The following is a 20,686-nucleotide window of genomic DNA, read 5'->3' as shown; positions in this document are numbered from 1 at the left end:
TCCATTCTATAGCTCGTCATGATTGATCGCAGCTCATCAAAATGTTTCGACAGCCCAATCAATGGCTGAATTGAAAGCATTTCTTACCGTGTAGGATACTCTCTCCCAGCCTGTTGGAATATTGCTGTACAGCTTGGAAGGCTCCTCAGCATCCGGTTCACTTACATATACTTCAATCTCTTTGAAGATCCCATCATAGATCGTGTCCTTCTTGTTCTGCTTGTGATAAGCAGCATAGAGCATGAGCTTACCTTCATCTATGGAAGGATCAACAGGCAGTTGCTTAATCCATTCTGCATCATCAACAGTGACACTAAGCTTGTCCTTCTTCAGCGATATCTGAATTTGACGTTGATCCGCAATATTAATCGGATATTCCTCATCTCCATCCCGATCTCCCGCCGTTGTCTGCTCCTTGGTATACACAGAGGCCTTATCATACGTCAGGTCTTCATGGGACCAGATCACCGGATCCAGCTTCTCTTCATAGATGGTTTCTTCCTCATGACCTGCTGTCTTCTGTACAACACGCAGACTGTTATTTACAAGATCGACCCGCAGGTAGCTCCCCTTCTCTTCATCGTTCCGTAAGTACACTCCCTGACGACCCACTACATTGCCTGCAGCCTGGAAACGAATCGAAACGTCGTTAGAGCCAATCGAATCAAGCAGCGCAAGTCTGCCCATCCCCCCGGCGGGCGAAGTGAGAATGATCTCGCCTTCTTTAAATTCAGCGGCCCCTGTTATTAGACGCCAGTTCTCTGCTTCGCGCTCATCTCCTTGGACGAACTCCAGAGACTGACCCGAATCCTGCACGATCTTCATCAGCAGATGATTGGTCGACCAATAGGGTGCGGGCTGAACCCGGCTTAGATTATACACCTGATCTGCCTGAGTATTCAGCGCATTGCCCTCCCGGTTAAAGTGAAGGTCATACAGCGCTCTGATCTGCTGCTCATTGGCATTCGTCACCAGCCTGTTCATCCCGTTTCCCATCGCATTGGCGTGCATAATCATATATACGCCGGGAACATAACCAAGCGAATCCGTATATATATTTTTCATCAGATCATAATCGGCCTTAATTCTGGCTTCCATCTGCGTTCGGTCTTCAACAGGGATCATATTCTTGTCCCTTATAAAATCCATCAAATAATGATTGTAGTATTCGATATCTGATTTATCAGGCAGCTCGCTCTCATCCTTCTCTCCGATGAACCGGCCTTCCTCCATCAAATACGTTAATATAACTCAGCCGGTAGCCGTTTGACCCCAGTTCCCAATATCCCGTCTCCGTCATCTTCAGCATTTCCTTCGGCTGAACAAATTTCCGTTCGCTGTTGCCGACCTTGTTGGCATAGGAGAGAAACGTTGCCTTGTAATTAAACCTCTCTAGCAGAGGCTGAGCGAATAAGCTGGAATCGTTCCGACCATCTTCGAAGGACAGAAACAGCGCCTTCTCCGGCAGAGACTTCCCTTCATGGTAAAAATCAAGGATGTCCTGCTGCGATATCGTTACATACCCCTGATGATACAGTGCCTCCAGCTGATCCTTCAGCTGATCCTTATCCACAAGCTTGGCTGTACCTGATCGTCCGACTCCAAAATAGGATATCGCTATAAAACCGTCAGTCCCCGTCCAAGCAGCCCGGTCAGGCTCCTCGTACTTATCCATATTAAACAACGTTTTTATGAGCAGCAGGGCCAATAGAATTAGAACAATGAACTGGATAATCGACTTGCGCAGCTTTCGCGCATTCTTCCGGTGAACATCCATAGCGGCAGTCTTATGCTTATTGATCATCTAGGCCTGCCATCCTTTTTTCATTTTTCGTTTGTTCTTGCGCTCTTCCTTCTTCTTCCTTGCCTCAATGTCCTGTGGTGTCTCCCGCGTACCCCAAGTGGACTTCCAGAAGGTGAACCAGGCCACAGGCATCTGCCACAAGAGAATGAACTCATAAAATACGCAGAACACAAATCCGAACACCCACAGCTTGCTCTTCCTGAACAAGAGGTGTGCAAGACTCATCAGCAGTGCCATCATGAACAGTCCCATCAGAAAAGTAAAGGGAAAGACATGATGAACAACCGGTACATAGACGAGGTTATAGAGAACAATAACAGGCGCCGCAATCGGAACAATGACTCCAATATAAAAGAATAATGCCATGAACGGTTCCTTGCGCCATATAAAGGTTCCTGCACGCAAGGACTCACGCAGCCACGAGCGCTTCCATCGCATCTGCTGCTTCAGGAAGACATCCATTTTAGACGGAACGATCGTCGAGCATATGGCCGTATCCTGATAACCTGTTCGATGGGTTTTTAGAATATAGTTCGTCATGCTTCGATCATCGCCAAAGGTCGCAGGCTGCCCCAGGAACTTCTGTGTCAGCCAAGCATCCGCGTGCTGTAGCACCAATTCCTTGCGATAGCAGGACAACGGACCGGACAAGCAGGTTACACTATCGAACCAGGATTCCGCTGCCTTCATAATACGAAAAGCGATAAAATAGCGAACGGTCTGCAGCTTGGTGATCGTGTTCGTATACGTATTCTCCACATCCGTTCGACCAGCAACGCCGCCCATCTTCGGATCCTGGAAAGGCTGCACCAGATGGCGAATAGCCGTTGGCTCAAGAAAGCTGTCCGAGTCAACAAAGACGACAAGGTTATGCTTTGCCATCTTTACTCCTCTGACCAGAGCTTCCCGCTTGCCCCCATTCTCTTCAAGCACGACATAAGAGAGTCTCTCTGCGGTCCCATACCGTTCCGCCTCTTGATGGATCATCTCAATGGTCTCCTGGATGCGTTCTACCGACCGATCGGTAGAGCGGTCATCTACCACAATGACCTCCAGCTTGTTCACCGGGTAATCCTGATTGATACAGCTAAGGATCGTTCGATGAATCCATTCCTCTTCATTGAAGCATGGGATAATAATAGACACACCCGGCGTATACAGCGGGTCCACCTTGACATCCCTGTACATCGCGCCGAACAAGTACCGGGTCAGCAAGAAGGCTGCCGCAATCAGACTATATAAATAAAGAACTATATTATATTTGAAATAGATGATACTCTCTGCGCGCATCAGCATGATCAGCAGCACCGCGAATAGGAGGATGGCACTGGCTGAATAGACTGAGTATCCCCAGCGCTTTTTCTGAAGATAAGAGGTCAGCGGCTTCTCAAAATCAAGGGCGATCTGCACACTGCCTTCTGAATCCTCGGTTTGCTCCTGTGTGACAATACGGACCACCTTGGCATCCATATGGACGGTCGATTCGAATCCCTCCGGCATAGCTCCCGGCGGGATCTTGAATCTGGCATTCACCCGGCTCCCTACCTGTAAATGATGCTTCGGATGGGACAGCTTCATTAACAGTCCGGTCGAAGAAATATCGATTGACTTGCCTCTAACCGAATGCCTGCTCTTTCGGCCTTTTGGTATGACGTTCACTTCAAATTCGGCCAAATAACGCAGGCTGAGCTTACGCAGCCGATTAATGTAATCAACATCTATTCCTTCCGTTCCCTCAGCCGCCGCAATACCTCTCCGATCTGTTGAGCCCCGAACCTTCTCGGGATCCGGCACATAGGACAGCTTCCGCCTGTCTGGGCGGGTCTTGGTCAGCTTTTCTCTTGTCAGCTTTTCTTTTTTCTCTTTGATCCTGTCTTTTCTACTTATCATAAAGAAGCTCCTATCTGTGGACTACAAGCTCCAGTAGAGAAATCCGCTCTGCTCATACATGTGTCTGTCATATATCCCCTTGATATCAAACATGATCTTCGGCTGTGTATGGCTGTATAGCTGCTGCACCTGGTTGAAGCTCATTGCTCTAAAAGATTCGTGGGCTACAGCTACCACTGCGATGTTTAAATCTACTAGATGCGCAGGATCGGTAAGCTCCACTCCGTATTCCTGATAGGCAGTAGCCGCATCGACATACGGATCGGCTACCAGCGGGGTAATCCCATATTCGCTTAGCTCATTCAGGATATCCATCACCTTGGAATTGCGGATATCACTGCAATTCTCTTTGAAAGCAAGTCCGAATATGCCGATGCGCGTATTTCTCAAGTCCATCTGCTGCTTGACCATCATCTTGATCATATTCTGGGCAATATACTTGCCCATCCCGTCATTAATCTGCCGTCCGGCCAAAATAATTCGCGAATGATAGCCGCTGTCTTCCGCTTTGTATGTCAAATAATAAGGGTCAATACTGATACAATGGCCGCCGACCAGGCCCGGACGAAACGGGAGAAAATTCCACTTGGTCCCTGCGGCTCTGAGAACGGCATTCGTATCGATATCCATCTCATGAAACAGCATGGACAGCTCGTTCATGAAGGCAATATTAATATCCCGCTGTGCATTTTCGATGACCTTCGCTGCCTCGGCTACCTTGATGCTCTCGGCACGATGAACCCCGGCCTCGACGATCAGCTCATACAGGCTGGCCACGGTCTCCAGTGCCTCCTCATCATTGCCGGATACAATCTTCATAATGTTCTCCAGCCGGTGGACTTTATCTCCCGGATTAATCCGCTCTGGTGAATATCCCACCTTGAAATCCCTTCCGCACGTTAGTCCCGAAGCTTCCTCGAGAATGGGTATGCATACCTCTTCCGTGACCCCGGGATACACCGTAGATTCATAGACAACGAGCGAGCCTGGTGTCAACCGCTCAGCTACAAGCCGGCTGGCCTTCTGCACCGCCTCCAGGTCAGGGACGTTGCCGCTCTTGACGGGTGTTGGCACGGCAACAATATAGCAGCGCACCCCGGCAAGCTGGTCTCTATCTGACGTAAAGTCCACGCCGCAATGCCGCACAGCTTCATCCCCGATCTCACCGGTCAGGTCCATTCCATCCTGATAGGCTTTTATTTTTTGACGATTCACATCAAATCCAATAACATTCAACTTTCTGGCAAAAGCAGCTGCAATTGGCAGCCCGACATAACCAAGTCCAATCACTGCGAGCTTCTCGTTCCCAGCAGCCAGTTCCTCAAACAATCCCATTATTTTACCTCATCACTGTTTATCCATGTTTTGTTCTGTTCCATTAAATCTACCAAGCTGACAAATGTGTACCCTTTGGCTCGCAGCTGATCAATAATCCTTGGAAGAGCTTCGACAGAGTGAATACCATCGAGAATGTGAAGCAGAATAATGCTGCCATTTTCCGTTTGGTCCATAACCATATTCACAATGTCGTCAGCAGAATGGGATACGTCCCAATCCATTGCTGTCACATCATACATCGCAATGTGCTCATATCCCGTCGCAGCAATCACCTTGGCACTCTGAGCATCAATCGCTCCCGTAGGCGGCCGGAAGAGCATCAGCGGCTGCTGTTGAATCGCTTCCGTCATCACTTCATGAGCTGTCACGATTTCCTTCTGCAATTCCTCTGCTGTCAGCGAGGTAACAACCGGATGGGTATACGTATGATTGGCAACATCATGTCCCTCTTCAATGATTGCACGAGCCAGATTGGGATTATCTACTACGCCTCTGGCTCGAAGAAAAAAGGTAGCATGTACTTTTTTCTCGGCCAGGATATCCAGAAATTGGGTTACTGTCTTGTCGGTTGCCCAGTCATCCAGTGTCAGAGCCACCTGCTTCTTGTTGGTCTTGACCTTATATATCAGCTCGTATTCGGCATTCTCGTAATCCGGATTGATCTTAACTGCATCATAGCCGGGTATCTCCTCAAGCGGCTTACGGACTCCGCCATTCTCTGCCAGTTCTCTAAGTGGAATCAACTTGTAGCCGATATCCTCCGCTGCTGCCGCAATATACTTAATTGATTCAACAATCTCAGGATTAATATCGGTATTTAAAGAAATAATCCCGCCTCGATGAATATAACGCTCTACATATTCACCAATCTCCTCTGCGCTCTTCATATCCCGATCCTTCGGATTAATACTGTAGCTTACCACTGCCTTCATCCCCAGATGAGCCGCAGCCAGGGCGAGATCGTCAGGAACATCTCCGGATCTGGTACGAACGTAGACGGGCTCAGCACCCGTGTGCTCCTTAATCACCTCATTCGCGAGCTTAACCTCCTGATAAATATCGTTGTAATTCATATCGGTGATATCTAGCTGATTCAGCAGATTATTCTCAATTTCATGTCCCCTGTCCAAGATCGACTGTGCAATGTCCGGCTCCTCTGCTACCCGCATGCCGGGCAGGAAGAAGGTAGCCTTAATCTTGTACTTGTCCAGCTCATCCAGCAGGCGATCCATCGTTTCCCTGTCACCCATTCCATTAAAGGTCAGTGAGAGCTCTCTGCGTCCTGTATATACATAGGGAATCTCCTGACTCTTCTCTCCTTCATAACGCTGCACGACAGGATCCGGATCTACATTCGGATCGTTCGTAATCGTCTCTGCCTCGTTCGCAGCACTGCATCCTGTCAGCAGAACCAGCAGGGACAGAATGATCAGTCCGGCCTGCCTGTAATATGTAGCTGTACTTGGCATCTTGCTTTGCTCCTTTTCATTATTCGACACGCTTGTCTAGCATATATAGAATACAATTACCCACTTACATTTCCATGAAATTCTATTCTTCTATTAACCAGACTTGAAGCCTATGCTTACTTGCTAACTAAGTACATTGGATTAATAATTTTCTAAAAAATGCCACTACTTCAGAACTATTATAAAACAAAATCACGCATGATATATTAACAATTTTGCGATTTTTGGACATGAAATTAGTGGATTCATCATTATTTTTGTCACCTGTAATATATTAACATTTTAATATTAATATAATTAGTCCTTTATTTTAATATTGCGATGATGTTCGTTCTATACAGTAGGCATATTCTGATCTCAATGGATGGACAACAGGGAGGACTAGAGATGATGGTAGATCAAATTTTGAGAGAAGTACTTGATAGAAGATCTCAGGAGATTGTGGAGATTTGTGAAAGGGAGCATCTCGAGCTCTATAAGCTTTTTAGCGAAACACTGGAAAATATGAGGGAGCACATGCCCGAGCATTTATATCATAAAACAGGACTGCTGGAGGATCTCTTTCTTCACAGCAATATTCAGCTGATTAAGACTGCGCACAAGCTTGGTTATCAAGATGCGCAGTCGCTCAAACAATGGAATGATCATCTTGATTCTACTGCTATATAAAAAGAGCCGATACACGTGATCTGGAAGCTACGCAGCCAAAAAGCTATTGTGAATGCTCCTCTCGAAGTGCTCCGTTCGATATGATATGATGATTACCATTGAAACGCATATAGACGGGACAGGTGAAATTATGGAGCATTTAATTAGACCGGAGGTTCGCAGCATTGAAGTATCCGGTATACGAAAAATGGCCAACATGGTCAGTCAATATGAAGATGTATTGTCACTCACGCTCGGGCAGCCGGATTTTCCAACGCCACAGCATATTCTGGAGGCAGCCAAGCAAGCCATTGACAGTGGAGAAACGGTGTACACGCCGAATGCGGGGACACTCAAACTGCGTACAGCGGCAGCCGAGTTCATGGCACAGAAGTACGGACTTACATATGATCCTGCGGATGAGATCATCGTAACCACTGGCGCGAGCGAGGCAATTGATGTAACTTTCCGAACGATTCTTACGGAAGGCTGCGAGGTACTACTGCCAGGCCCGATCTATCCGGGATATGAACCCATTATTCGTATGTGCGGTGCACAGCCGGTACATATGGATACGACTGGCAGCGGCTTTAAGCTGACCGCCGATTTGATTCGTCAGCATTTGACAGAGCGTACTCGCTGTATCGTGCTGGCCTCCCCTTCCAATCCGACAGGCTGTACACTGAGCTCCGAGGAGCTTAACGAGATCGCAGACCTGGTTCGGGAGCGTGAGCTGTTCGTCCTGTCAGACGAGATCTACAGCGAGCTTGTATTTGACGATACGCACACTTCCATTGCGGCTCTGCCGGGCATGCGTGAGAAGACCATTGTAATCAACGGCTTGTCGAAGTCGCACTCGATGACTGGATGGCGCATCGGGCTGCTGTTCGCTCCGGCTTATCTTGCACGTCATATTGTGAAAGTTCATCAGTATAATGTCACATGCGCCAGCTCTGTCAGCCAAGCAGCCGCGGCCGAAGCGCTGACTGTGGGCATAGATGACGCCCTGCCGATGCGTGAGGAGTACGCACGACGCCGTGATTATGCCTATGAGCGGCTGGTCAGTGCTGGCTTTGAGGTCACACAGCCAAACGGGGCCTTCTACATCTTCCCTTCTGTAGCTAAATTCGGACTCGATTCCACCACGTTCGCCCATCGTCTGCTTGAAGAGAAACGGGTTGCGGTCGTGCCTGGAGCCGCGTTCGCTCCCTTCGGCGACAACTATATCCGCATCTCCTATGCCTGCTCCATGGAGGTGCTTCGTGAGGCGCTGGATCGAATCGAGTCCTTCGTACAAGGATTGTCCAGCTAAACTCGGAGGAATGCCGCAAAAAAAACTGCTTCTGCGCATGAGCGCAGAAGCAGTTTTTTGGTATGGTGACCTCCCTTATGAAGAACGATGACGCAAATAGTTAGATACAACGTCAATGGCCACGCCAATCGCTTCTTCCTGTGGCTCCAGCTTCGCATGATGCAGTCCATAGGGCGTATCAACCCCAAGCCAAAACATCAAGCCAGGAATATCGCGGAGGAAGTATCCGAAATCTTCGCCCGTCATGGCTTCCGTACATTCAATCAGTTCCACACCTTCAACATGTTGAACGAAGTTCATAAATCGCTCGGCTTCTTCTTCATGGTTGTACACTTGATAATAATTGGAGCCATAATCCAGCTCGGTCTTACAGTTAAAGCCAGCCTCTATGCCTGTCAGCAGCGCTTCAATCCGGGCTTTTACATCTGCCATAGAATCGGCTGACAAGGACCGGATCGTGCCTTCCAGACGAACCCGTTCTGCAATAATGTTCTGTTTGGTTCCACCTGTAATTTTGCCAAGTGTCACAACCACAGAATCTAATGGATCGACATTGCGTGAGACGATAGACTGCATCTGCATGACCAGACTCGACGTCGCAACGATCATATCAATGGCCCGATGCGGATAAGCGGCATGGCCGCCTTTACCTGTCAGATCAATAAACAGCTCTGATGTGTTCGCGAACAGGATGCCCGGCTTTGTAGCAATCGTTCCTACCGGGTATTCGGGAGCAATATGCAGCCCCATCATGAAATCAGGCTTCCACGCCTTAAATTCCTCGCTGTCCAGCATCGGTAATGCACCGCCCGGCCCCTCTTCCGCCGGCTGAAACACGAACAGCACATCATCATTAATGGGCTCTCTCACGATTTCTGTGAGCACCCCAAGACCGATAGCCATATGCAGATCATGCCCGCAAGCATGCATGTAACCCGGATGCGTTGAACGGAATTCATAGCTCGTCTCTTCATCGATGGGCAGCCCGTCCATATCCGCCCGGTATCCCAAGCACCGCTCACCAATCAAACCCTTCACTCGAACCAAAATACCTGTACGCCAGGTTTTGACCTCCAGCCGCTCCTGCGGTAGTCCGCTGATGTATTCCAGCAGCAAAGCCTGTGTCTTGAACTCTTCAAAGCCCGGCTCGGGAATTTGGTGCAGCCTACGTCTTAACTCTACAAACTCGCTCATTCGATCACTCCTCAAGTCACTCATTAAGCCTTTTCGTATTCGGTTATATGCGCCTGCTAACTTAAGCTCACGCTCAAGCCGCTCATAAACAAACACGCGCCACTGTTGATGGCGCGCGCTTGGATTACTTTTAACTTGCTTATTTCAGGTTACGAAGACCTTCAATAATTGTAGTCTTGGACTTGGTCTTGTCGTCAACCATTTTGATTACACGAGCTGGAATACCCGCAACGACTGCGTTCTCAGGCACATCTTCAATCACGACTGCACCCGCAGCGATTACAGCGCCTTTGCCTACACGCACACCTTCGAGAACGACAACGTTTGCACCGATGACAACATCATCCTCAATAACAACCGGTTGTGCAGAAGGAGGCTCGATAACGCCAGCGAGTACCGCACCTGCGCCAACGTGGCACATCTTGCCGACTTGAACGCGTCCGCCAAGCGTTGCATTCATATCAATCATCGTGCCTTCACCGATCGAAACGCCGATATTGATAACCGCACCCATCATGATAACGGCATTGTTGCCGATCTCTACTTTGTCACGAATGATCGCGCCAGGCTCGATACGTGCATTGATTCCCTTCAGGTCAAGCATCGGAATTGCAGAGTTACGACGATCATGCTCCACCTCGTAAGACTCAATTCCTTTGTCGTTCGCAAGCAGCTCTTGAACTTCTGCCCAATCGCCGAACAGCACGCCGCCGTCACCGTAATCAAATACTTTAACGCCTTCTACTGGAGAAGTGATTTTACCGTTGAAATACACCTTTACAGGGGTAACCTTTTTGCTATCTTTGATGTAATTAATGACTTCCATTGTTTTATCCATGGCTGGTATGTTTTTCTCCTTTTTCTTCAAGCTTATTTTCCTTGCGAACATTGTAGCATACGCGCTCGAACAGAGTCTACTTTTCACACCGCTGGTCTCGACCACACATTCGCTTCAAACTTACTTCTCAGACTAGATCCACCTGGTGTATGTACTACTGAATTGGCAATGTCAAAAAGTAAGAATAAAATTCGTCATCGATAACATATCCGTGCTTCTCATAAAGCGTCCGTGCTGCCTTATTGTCCGGCGCTGTAGATAACGCGACTCCTTTAGCCTGTGTTGCCATCGCAAACTCCCGTACCTGCTGCAGCAGCAAGTCCGCAACTCCTTCTCTGCGATGTGCTTCCATTACATATAGATCATTAAGGATCCATGAACGCAGCATAGAGATGGATGAGAAAGTGGGGTACAGCTGAGCAAACCCAGCGGCTTGTCCATCAGAAGCTGCACGCACGATAAATATGACCGACTCCCCATGATTAAAGCGGTTGAACAAGAACTCCCTTGCACCCTCAGGATTGGATGCTTGCCCATAAAACACACGATAAGAATCAAATAGTGGAACCAGATCATCTAAATCATGTATCGTTGCCTGGACGGCAGAATACTTCATCGTCATTTTGAGAAAGGCTCCTTTTCTAAAAATTCACCTATACCGGCAGCCCTCTGTTCACTTTACTTCGTTAATGGAGCGCATTATCAAATTATATCTGGATTTTTAATTTTCATCCACGGTCTTTTTCAGTTTAAATCACCCGAATCACGAACCAGAACAGGCCAAACAGCATGATCACTCCAGATATCAGGGCATTGCTGTACGTATAGACTTTCTTGAATCTTCTCAGCCACAGGAGCAGCGGAATAACCACAGCCAATACTGACAGCTGACCGATCTCCACACCGATATTAAACGAGATCAATGCAAGCACAATGGAATCCACAGGCGATTCCTGCAGCACCTGGGCAAACCCGAATCCATGGATCAGACCGAACAGCAGCGCAATAAGCCAGCGCCGATTCACTTGCTTGCGGAAGATGTTCTCTACAGCTACGTAGGCAATACTGAGGGCTATGAACGGCTCCACGAAGCTTGATGGCAGACGCACTATGTCCAGTGCAGCCAGTGCAATGGTCAAGCTGTGCCCGATGGTAAAAGCCGTCAGAACCTTCACATAGTCCCATGGCCGCAGCTTAGCCAACACGAGCGCAAGGATAAACAGCAGATGGTCAATCCCAAACCAGATGTGCTGGACTCCGATCACCAAGTAGTTCCAAGCCGTGACGGCCCAGCCCGGCAGCTCAACCGTCGTGCTGCTGCTTCCTTCCGCTGTAATTTCACCGGCAGCCACTTGCTGTCCATTGGTAAATACAATATCCTTCGAGGCCTCTCCCATTCGAATTGCAGCGAAATTCTGATGATTGGCGTCCATATCAAAGAAAAAATTATAGTTAATGGAATAATCATCCGCCGCTTCTGCAAAATCATATCCAAGCACCATATGCAGATAGCCGGTGTCATTTCGTTCCACAATCCTGATATCATCTATGGTTGCAAGCTCGGCAGCCTGGCCTTCTCCTTCTACAATTAAGGATTCCTCAATCAAGGATCTGAGCTCGTCCTGTGTCCATGCGACCTCGCCCTCGGGCGGCTGATTGTCTCCCCCCAGTATGAACACCCCGCCAGATCGGACATCCATCCACTGGGCTACCTCCTGCAGATCAAGCTCTATTTCGTATATCAATCCGCTCTGCTCCACCTGGATATTGGAATATCCCAATGTATTCATGTGTGCACTTGCCGGTTGAGCAAAAATAGTTGATGTCATTACAAAGAGGATGAGGGCCGCAAGCCACTTGGTATATCCTCTCAAATCAACGAAGGGCAAGCTTCTGCGCAAACTCGAAGCACCCGATTCATCCTCTGTCCTGCCGCATTGATCATATAATTGCATGCCATATCCTCCTGTAGCGATCTCTTGTACCTCAAATGCAATCAATATAGCATCCTATGTTTATCCGATGATGAAATCATTGTTTAACAATGTAAAATATTCACCTCTTAAAAATAGAAAGGGAGAAAGCCCTTCGTGCAGGCCTTCTCCCTAACCGTGTTATTGCATTTGCTCCAGCATCAGAGCGAGAACCTTCGCTGTCTCAGAACGCAATGCCATGCCTTTAGGATCAAAGCTGTTGTTTCCTTTACCTGCAATGAATCCCAATGCCGTTGCTTTCTTGACTGCTCCCTTGGCCCAATCGCTGATCTGATTGTCATCGGTATAGGCCGTTCCGTTTCCGGTCTCGAGCTCCTTGCCGCTCATATGCTCCAGGGCACGCACAATCATGACAACCATTTCTTCCCGGCTTATCGACTTGCCTGGTTCAAATTGGTCTGCACTTGTGCCATAAACAATGCCTGCCTCATAAGCTGCTTGTACAGCTTCTGCATACCAGCTTCCAGCCTTAACATCGCTGAAAGTATCGACGCCTGTGGATGCTGTAAGACCAAATGCTCTTGCCAGCAGCGTTACGAATTCGGCTCTTGTCGTCGATTTTGCAGCGCCAAATGTAGTGTCGTTAATGCCGTTCGCGATACCTTGGAAGCTGAGCAGTTGTACATAAGGGTGAGCCCAATGCCCCTCGGTTACGTCCGTATAGAGCTTGTTAAATTCCAGTACGACATACGTACCCGCCTCTTCTACTGATGCCGTATAGCTTCCGTCTGCATAACTTCCGCCAACCCATGTTACTGTACCGTCTGCCGCAATCTGATAAATACCGGCCAGAGCAGTATTCTTCACGTTATCGGCCGTAAGCTTAATCGTTACCGAAGCATCCAGCGGCTCCGCTGCGCCATTCACACCGCGTTTGCCAATCTCCACCTTAGCTGGATTGCCGACCACCTTAAAGCTTGCTTTTTGTTCTCTGCTGTAATCTCGGACTGCTCCGTCGACAGCTTCTTCCGAAGCTGATTCTGTAGAAACATACAGTTGTTCATTCGCACCAAGCTCAGCAGCCAATGCCGTTCGTTCTTCTGCACTCAAGGTGATCACGGCCCCGTCTGCAAGCGTAATCGTCAAGCTGCGGTTTCCAATACGGGTAAGCGCTGCTGAGGTGAAGATCAAGCCTGTCGTATCATCCTCTGCTCTCAGGCTTACACTGTCACCATCTGCTGAGATATCTTCCGGCGTAATTTCGGTCCACCCTCTGTCTGTCGATGTACCATCACCAGAGCCGTTGATATTATTACCCTTACCATTACCATTGCTATTTCCGTTACCGTTACCATTTCCGTTACCATTTCCGTTACCATTACCATTTCCGTTACCATTTCCGTTACCATTTCCGTTACCATTACCATTTCCGTTACCATTTCCGTTACCACCGGTTCCCGTGGAGAATTTCCAGATAGGCGAGAGTGTTGAGCTGCCGGATGGATCCGTTGCTTTGGCATACCAGAAATAATCCTGATTTGCGTCAAGTGAAGACCAGGTCGTGCTCGCCCTGCTTCCACTTTCGACGGCTTGCTGTGCCCCGATCTCGTTTGTACTATAGAGATTCACTCCGATATAATCCGTTGCTACCCGCTTGAGAGGATCCTGTGTCTCAAAAGGAATGTAGAAATCGTCGGAACCGTCCTCAAAATAATTCCAGTCATCGAGATAAGATGAATAGGTCTTCACATGAATTTGTTCTTCCGCTGGATCAAATTCCAGGAAGCGCATGTATCCTAAACCGCCCATCGGTCCGGATTGATAATCTGCCAGCATCTCTACGACAACGCGGCCGTCTTCCAAATGCTTGACGTTATAGCCTACGCCATGAATATGACCGCAAAGGACCATTTTTACATTCGGATTCTTCGCTACAATTTCATCCCAGATCATTTGACCTTGACCAGAGTAGGCCCCGGATGGAGAGATGTATTCATGCGTTCCGATAATAGCGTAACGATCCGGGTATTTCTTCAATACTTCATTTGCCCACTCCACTGTATCCTCCTGGATGCTCCAGCCCAGATACAAAATGATGAAATCCTGACCGTTGGCAGATACAAGATCATAGTGGTCACGGTTGTTGTTCAAATCGTCTCCGTAAGTCGGCTGATTCTCAAACCGATCACGTCCAAAATATTTCCAGTACTCCGTATAATCGGCAGCATTGAAGTTAACATCATGATTCCCTGCAACGACACCATATGGAAGACCGGCTTCTTCAATAATCTTAAAGCTCTCATCGGCTATCGCCCATTCGTCCGGTCGATACCAGTCGTCAACAATATCCCCGGTATGAATGAGATAGCGAATATCCATTTCTTCCTTCATATCAGCGATGTACTGCATCTGTGACCGGAAAATATCCGGATAGGAATCTGCATAGTACTGCGTATCTGTAGAGAAAGCAAAGGTGAATTTGCCATCCCCGTCCGGATCTTCGGAAGCGGAGGCATCTTCAGCTACAATCAAATCCTGAATAAGCACTTGAATCTTCTCGTCTCTTACCATGTCCGCAGCGTTTACGGCAGCTCTCAGTTCGAAGTCTTCAGCACCTACGCCTCTCGCTGCAGCTTCCCATTTGCCCGTGTTATAGTTCCACGTATACATGGTCACCTGACGGCCTTCAACCGAGTGCCCCTGCCACACGACTTCAACGGATTCAATTCCACTTGCATCTTCGTCCAGCTTGAATTCATAGCGCTGATAAGGGAACAGGCCGCTCGCATCTGTGACGTAATATTCCCCGTCCTGCTTCGAGACAAGTGCTTCTGCTTCCGCTGTAAATACTTCCTCACCTTCTGGATTCAGCTCAATTGGCGGCTCACGGTCAACGGCATTGGAATAGGCTTCAATATCCGACTGCTCGTTGAAATCATAACGATAGCCTTGACCAAAGGAAACATCCACTGCATCTCCATTCGGATCACTTGCAGTTACGCTGAGCACTGCATCACGGCTCACACCTGCTGCACCATCTGCTGGAGTCGGATCCTCAGGAGCGTTCGGTGCCGTTTCATCCGTAGTAAACACACCTTTACGCGTCACCGTATTTCCTGCTGCATCCGTTGCCACAACTTCGAAGATATGCTCTCCTACTGTAAGTTCTGAAGCATGGATGACAGATGGCAGCTCTATCGCTGAGCCGTCAAGAGCAGCTGTTACCGAAGCTACACCTGATACAGCATCCACAATATTCGCATTTAGCTCAAATTCACCAGTGTACAGCTTGCCGTCCTCAATAGAGAAGCTCTCAAATACAGGCGCGGTATTGTCAACAACAGCGGTTACCTCAGCTGAGTTACCCGAACCCGAAGACAATGTAAATAGATGATCTCCATCAGTTAATGCTGTTGTGTCTACCTCCGCGTAGATGCTGTGGAATACATCTGCCGGTATGTTAAATGTAATCTCGATATATTCGACATATCCGCCGCTATCACCAATCTTGTGGCGGTCAGCCGGATCAATATCGGTAAAGCTGTCTGCATTTAATGTCTTGGCACGTGCTGAGGTCCAATCGGCTGAAGTACCGTCTGGCAGCAGCAGCTCCACTCCTTCAATTCGATAGTCATCGTTGTTGTTCGAGGTACCGAACTCCAGCGGGTCATCTTTCGTTCCGGCCGTAATTTTAATCGTATTTTCTCCTGGCTGCAGAACGTGCTTCGGAATATCAACGTACTTTTGCTGATAGTAAGTACTCACTGGCAACAGCGTAACCAGCTCATCATTGATGAATAAACCATTCTGGAAGCCGCTGTTTATATCGTCAACCCGATAGGTTAGTGTTGGCGCTGTATGCATCGCCGGACTAGTGCTGAGCTCATTTCCATCGACCGAGAGGGTCAACGTCTCGCCCGCAGCTTCCGTATTGCCCTGAACAACAGCTGTTCCACTTAAAAATTCGACATTTGCAAAATCAATCCACAAAGGTCCATGATTCACAAAACCGAGGCTGTAGTTGTCAGATTGGACGATATTCTGCCCATCCGTTGCTTCAAAGTAATAATCAACATGCGCTGCCCCAAGCAGAAGTGCCTTGTTCACTTCAGCGGACATGAATACATCCGAGCCTTCCGCTGTGCGCTTCATATTGACTTCAGTATAATCCGTATCCATATCCCGTTTGAAGAACAAGGATACCCGTTTTGCCATTTCATCATCTGTCACCGTTGCTTCAAATGTCTGCGAGCCAAAAAGCGTATCTTCTACTTGTTCTTCATGAATAATGACCGGCTGGTTCGTATCATCCGGCACTTCGACAAGCTGTTCAGGTACCTGTGCCTCAATAAGCTGGCCTGGTGTAGCTGTCATGCGTGCAGAACGCTTCACCATTTTGGTAGAACCGTCCTTAGGATATTCATATACGACACTCGTACCGTCATTCTCTACCTCATCGATACCGACGCTGAACCAGGCTTGTACGATCGGATTACGGGCATGGTCGACTGCATAATGCGAATCCTCGGCAAGAATGATCCGCCCTTCATTCGTATTGTTCATACCGATGGAGTAGATCGACATGACCCGATCCTCCGGCAGGTTGACACCCCAGTGGCTGTTAAAGCTGCTCACCGGCTCGTCCTTGCTCAGATCAGACTGCACCCAGATGACTGCCGTTTCTCCAGCCGGAAGCTCCAGGTTATGCGGCAGATCCCAAGCGTCCGTTCCGCCATGATAATAGCCATAAACAATCTGATAATCTTTGAGATTCACCGTTTGGGTCGAATTGTTGTACACCTCAATGTACTCATACATGTCGTTTCCCGTACTGTCCGGCACGAGCTCTGTAATAAGCAGCTCTGGAACTACAGAGGATATGGACTCGAGCACTTTGATTTCAAAGGGCTCATTCTTCACATCCTTTTTCACTGTAGTATGAACTCCGTCCGTTGCTTCGAAATAATAGTATAGTCGGCTTGCGCCTGTCAGTACTTCTTCCGGAACAACAGCTTCGTATGAATTTCCTGTTTGCTGAGTCATCGCCACAGAAGTGAAGTCTGACATCACATCTGTCTTATAATAGAGCTGCGCTTCTGATACGACGGCATTATCCGTGATCTGAGCGGAGATTGTATAGTCGTGCATCCCGATACTTCCTGCCCCGCGAGTGTGTTCAATGACTGGAGGCAGATAATCATCCGGGAGTGTAACCGTTGTTGAAGGCTTCTGTTCATCCAGTACATAGCCTGGTGTCGGCGTTACTTTAACGCCCCATTTAACCATATCCTCGCTTACATAATTCGGTAAATACGTAACAGAGGTATCCGTCAAATTATCAGGCGCTGGATTATCTGGAGTTGCATTGTCGTTATAAGCCGCGGATACAACCTTATGTCCTGATTTGGTTACAACGTTAACAATTCTTGAGGATGTATTCGCAAGGCTGCTGTCCCCTCTGAGATTAACGAGATCCGCTTCCTCAATCTGCTGATCGCCTGTCAGCTTGTAAGCAGCGTTGAATTTGTCCACCGTGCCGTTCGCATCTGTCGGCTCCATCCGCAGCACCAGTGCTCTGCCTGGCTCCATCTGAACGTTGTCAGTGAACTGCCAAGTATATTGGGTAACACCGCTTAGATCTGTGTAATCAATGTAGTAATCCTGCAGAGAAATGACCTGATCACTGTTATTGTACAGTTCAATATATTCCCATGCAGGGACATCGGCACCGTTAATATTCGGTCCGTTGAACACCATTTCCGTAATCAGTAAATATGGAGGCTCTCCATCAAGCTCGACCTGAAGCTCATAGATTTCGTCTGCCACAGACGGACTCCGTGAAGTACCATATTCATTCTGAATCGTGAAATAATATTGAATTTGCTGTGTGCTTGCCATCGCCTTAGCCGGAATAACACCTGCTACGGAATAATTCCCTTCGGCGCCCTCTGTAATGGTCATCTCCACACTGCTGTACAAGGTCTCGTAGTCGGCCTTGTAATACAGCTTGGCAGCAATCACAGCCGTATCACTTGTCACCTCAGCTTCAATGGATACGTCCTGAGGATTCGTGGTCGTCACCGATGGCTCGTAGCTGATTTGAGGCAGCTGTTCAGGGTCCTCTACCTGTGGTAGAGGAACTTGTCCTTCCCGAATACTTCCCGGTGTAGGGATCTGCTTGGTTACCAGCTTGTCCATCAGAGCACCGCTCGCCGGATATTTATAGACGACGCTGGTTTTGTCTCCGCTATCCGTCACATCCTTCGGTCCAATGACAATATCGTTATATCTTGCAGATGATACAACCTGGTTATCACTGCTCTTTTTGATGGAAGCAGTATAAGTTCCTGTATTAACTAGGTTGCCTGAGGGTTGATTCATGATCAGAATTTGATCCTGGGTAAGGGATACTCCATATTCGCTGTTGACGAGCGCAAGGCTGCTGTCTTTTCTGAGCAGAACAACTGTTTCCCATGGCTGCAGCTCCTGATCGCCCAACGTCCAGTTATATGCGGTTGTACCATTGTAGTTCTCGTAAGATACGTAATAATCTGATAAATTAATCGTCTCGGAGCTGTTATTGTAAACTTCAATATATTCCGAGTATTCATCATTCGGAGCGTTAAACACAATCTCAGTGATCAGCAGCTCCGGAATTTCTCGGTCAACAGTAAGTCCATATATCTCTGTGCGGCTCAGCCCTTCTTCATTCCGGGCCGTTATGTAATAATCGATGCTGCCTGAATAGCCAATAGAGATAAGTCCAATCGTTCCTGAGAGGCTGTAATTCCCTGCTTCACCTGTTTCTACAGACATTTCAACAGCTGTATAAGTTGTCGCTGAGCTGTCTTTGAAATACAGCGTAGCCGATTCCAGAGGGGATGGGCTGTGTACGGTAGAGGTGACCACAACATCCTGCAGAGGCACCGTGCCGGCAGATTGATGGCTGATCACCGGAAGCAGAGACGGATTCTCAGCTGATGGATCCGGCACTTGACCATCCAGCAGTGTTCCTGGGGTAGGGATGCCGAAGCTAAACCATTTTTCCATCATGGCGCTGTTCGTGTTAAATTTATAAACCACGCTCGTTTTATCCTGATCGTCACCGTTCTCCGAGCTGTTCACTGCTGCATCGTTGTAACGAACCGATGATAAGGTCTCGTTATCTGCAACCGTCTTAATAGATGCGGTGTACGTACCTGTGTTCACCAGGTTGCCGCTAGGCTGGGTCATGACTGCAATCTGATGCTCGGCCAGTGAAACACCGTAATCACTGTTCACTTGGGATAGACTGCTGTTCTTGCCAAGCAAGACTACTGTCCCCCAGGCTCCTACTTCCTGGTCTGGAAGCGTCCAATCCCGAACTGTGCTTCCATCATGATTCTCGTAATGCACATAATAGTCGGATAAATTAATGCGCTGTGGACTGTTATTGTAAACTTCAATATATTCGGATACCTCTCCAGAGCCCGGAGCATTAAATACAATCTCCGTAATCAGAAGACTCGGCGTCTCTTCTGCAGGTGGCTGCTCAATCAAAAGATCATATACCGCCCCGTCTTCAGCTGGACTCCGAGTTGTTCCGTTCTCGCTTGTTACCTCAAAGTAATAATTCACCATTTCGGCATCGTGCATGACGGACTCGGGAATCATGCCGGATAATTCCGTGGATCCCTGAGCGGGATCGCCGATGTTCATGGGCGCAGCTTCGAATGTTTCATCATTGCTATCCTTATAGTATAGTGTCCCTGTAGTAATCGCAGTTTCACTATATACAGACAATGTAACCGACATGTCCATAGGTACTGTTGACTCCGCTTGCTGCTCATAAATAACCACCGGTGCTGCACCAGGAGCTTCAGTTGGAGCTTCAACTGGAGTCTCAGCAGGTGCTTCGGCAGGAGTCTCGGCAGGTGCTTCAGCTGGAGCATCAGCAGGGGTCTCGGCTGGTGCTTCGGCAGGAGTCTCAGCAAGGACTTCAGCATATGCTGACTGTACGCCAAGCCATGGGACCACTCCTCCAGCCGTGCCTGTCACAACCAATACGGCTGTCATACATACGGCTGTCCATCGCTTCATTTGGTTCAAACTAAACATTCCCTCATCTTCATCTCCTCATAATTGTATAATGATGAACCTTTTAAAGGGTATCCGAAGAGGAAGGAGTACGACAATAAACATTTGATTGGAACCTATGCATTTTTTTAGCTGTTTACCGCGAAAAAGCATGAAAAGAAAAAAATGCACAAATTCTGAAAT

General features: G+C 48.2%; 12 protein-coding genes. 2 read left to right on the top strand and 10 right to left on the bottom strand.

Annotated features, from left to right (window positions below; translation table 11 throughout):
• Window positions 1-36: 36 nt before the first annotated feature.
• Genes ACFSVM_RS00575 through ACFSVM_RS00555 form a run of 5 tightly spaced genes read right to left on the bottom strand, consistent with a single transcriptional unit; the run spans window position 37 to window position 6,501 of the window.
• A complete protein-coding gene (locus ACFSVM_RS00575; RefSeq protein ID WP_379259829.1) occupies window positions 37-1,236 on the bottom strand; it encodes a hypothetical protein in 1,200 nt (399 codons plus the stop codon).
• Window positions 1,199-1,804 carry a polysaccharide deacetylase family protein gene (locus ACFSVM_RS00570; RefSeq protein ID WP_379259827.1) on the bottom strand — a complete coding sequence of 202 codons (606 nt, stop codon included), beginning with the start codon at window positions 1,802-1,804 and terminating at the stop codon, window positions 1,199-1,201. Before ACFSVM_RS00570 ends, ACFSVM_RS00575 begins: the two co-directional genes overlap by 38 nt.
• Window positions 1,805-3,694, bottom strand: a complete 1,890-nt coding sequence (locus ACFSVM_RS00565; protein ID WP_379259825.1) for a glycosyltransferase — start codon at window positions 3,692-3,694, stop codon at window positions 1,805-1,807.
• A 21-nt stretch (window positions 3,695-3,715) separates the two neighbouring features.
• The gene (locus ACFSVM_RS00560) at window positions 3,716-5,029 is read right to left on the bottom strand and encodes a nucleotide sugar dehydrogenase (protein ID WP_076312399.1); all 1,314 of its coding nucleotides are present in this window, start codon (window positions 5,027-5,029) and stop codon (window positions 3,716-3,718) included.
• Window positions 5,029-6,501, bottom strand: a complete 1,473-nt coding sequence (locus ACFSVM_RS00555; RefSeq protein ID WP_379259823.1) for a polysaccharide deacetylase family protein — start codon at window positions 6,499-6,501, stop codon at window positions 5,029-5,031. Before ACFSVM_RS00555 ends, ACFSVM_RS00560 begins: the two co-directional genes overlap by 1 nt.
• Before the next feature lie 387 nt (window positions 6,502-6,888).
• Here ACFSVM_RS00555 and ACFSVM_RS00550 point away from each other — a divergent pair, with 387 nt between their 5' ends.
• Window positions 6,889-7,170, top strand: a complete 282-nt coding sequence (locus ACFSVM_RS00550; protein WP_076312401.1) for a hypothetical protein — start codon at window positions 6,889-6,891, stop codon at window positions 7,168-7,170.
• Window positions 7,171-7,300: 130 nt separating this feature from the next.
• On the top strand, window positions 7,301-8,461 hold the full coding sequence (locus tag ACFSVM_RS00545; protein ID WP_076312654.1) for an aminotransferase A: 1,161 nt from the start codon (window positions 7,301-7,303) through the stop codon (window positions 8,459-8,461).
• Between the two features lie 75 nt (window positions 8,462-8,536).
• On the opposite strand, the gene ACFSVM_RS00540 is transcribed toward ACFSVM_RS00545, so the two are convergent.
• The 5 genes from ACFSVM_RS00540 to ACFSVM_RS00520 all read right to left on the bottom strand — a co-directional run bounded on the left by ACFSVM_RS00540 (window position 8,537) and on the right by ACFSVM_RS00520 (window position 20,524).
• The gene (locus ACFSVM_RS00540) at window positions 8,537-9,655 is read right to left on the bottom strand and encodes an N-acetyldiaminopimelate deacetylase (RefSeq protein WP_143757702.1); all 1,119 of its coding nucleotides are present in this window, start codon (window positions 9,653-9,655) and stop codon (window positions 8,537-8,539) included.
• 139 nt (window positions 9,656-9,794) lie between these two features.
• A complete protein-coding gene (gene dapD / locus ACFSVM_RS00535; RefSeq protein WP_047912844.1) occupies window positions 9,795-10,493 on the bottom strand; it encodes a 2,3,4,5-tetrahydropyridine-2,6-dicarboxylate N-acetyltransferase in 699 nt (232 codons plus the stop codon).
• A gap of 154 nt (window positions 10,494-10,647) precedes the next feature.
• A complete protein-coding gene (locus ACFSVM_RS00530) occupies window positions 10,648-11,115 on the bottom strand; it encodes a GNAT family N-acetyltransferase (RefSeq protein WP_379259819.1) in 468 nt (155 codons plus the stop codon).
• Window positions 11,116-11,242: 127 nt separating this feature from the next.
• A complete protein-coding gene (locus tag ACFSVM_RS00525; protein ID WP_379259817.1) occupies window positions 11,243-12,448 on the bottom strand; it encodes a HupE/UreJ family protein in 1,206 nt (401 codons plus the stop codon).
• 159 nt (window positions 12,449-12,607) lie between these two features.
• Window positions 12,608-20,524, bottom strand: coding sequence for a lamin tail domain-containing protein (locus ACFSVM_RS00520; RefSeq protein ID WP_379259815.1), 7,917 nt, complete (start codon window positions 20,522-20,524; stop codon window positions 12,608-12,610).
• Window positions 20,525-20,686 lie beyond the last annotated feature (162 nt).

The organism is Paenibacillus shunpengii (assembly GCF_042684905.1).
Taxonomy (GTDB): domain Bacteria; phylum Bacillota; class Bacilli; order Paenibacillales; family Paenibacillaceae; genus Paenibacillus; species Paenibacillus shunpengii.
This window is presented reverse-complemented; position numbering and strand designations above follow the sequence as displayed.

Coding starts and splice junctions, on each gene's coding strand:
- ACFSVM_RS00565 (WP_379259825.1), bottom strand. CDS start 3,694: ATGATAAGTAGAAAAGACAGGATCAAAGAGAAAAAAGAAAAGCTGACA.
- ACFSVM_RS00545 (WP_076312654.1), top strand. CDS start 7,301: ATGGAGCATTTAATTAGACCGGAGGTTCGCAGCATTGAAGTATCCGGT.
- ACFSVM_RS00520 (WP_379259815.1), bottom strand. CDS start 20,524: ATGTTTAGTTTGAACCAAATGAAGCGATGGACAGCCGTATGTATGACA.
- ACFSVM_RS00530 (WP_379259819.1), bottom strand. CDS start 11,115: ATGACGATGAAGTATTCTGCCGTCCAGGCAACGATACATGATTTAGAT.
- dapD (WP_047912844.1), bottom strand. CDS start 10,493: ATGGATAAAACAATGGAAGTCATTAATTACATCAAAGATAGCAAAAAG.
- ACFSVM_RS00525 (WP_379259817.1), bottom strand. CDS start 12,448: ATGCAATTATATGATCAATGCGGCAGGACAGAGGATGAATCGGGTGCT.
- ACFSVM_RS00540 (WP_143757702.1), bottom strand. CDS start 9,655: ATGAGCGAGTTTGTAGAGTTAAGACGTAGGCTGCACCAAATTCCCGAG.
- ACFSVM_RS00570 (WP_379259827.1), bottom strand. CDS start 1,804: ATGATCAATAAGCATAAGACTGCCGCTATGGATGTTCACCGGAAGAAT.
- ACFSVM_RS00550 (WP_076312401.1), top strand. CDS start 6,889: ATGATGGTAGATCAAATTTTGAGAGAAGTACTTGATAGAAGATCTCAG.
- ACFSVM_RS00560 (WP_076312399.1), bottom strand. CDS start 5,029: ATGGGATTGTTTGAGGAACTGGCTGCTGGGAACGAGAAGCTCGCAGTG.
- ACFSVM_RS00555 (WP_379259823.1), bottom strand. CDS start 6,501: ATGCCAAGTACAGCTACATATTACAGGCAGGCCGGACTGATCATTCTG.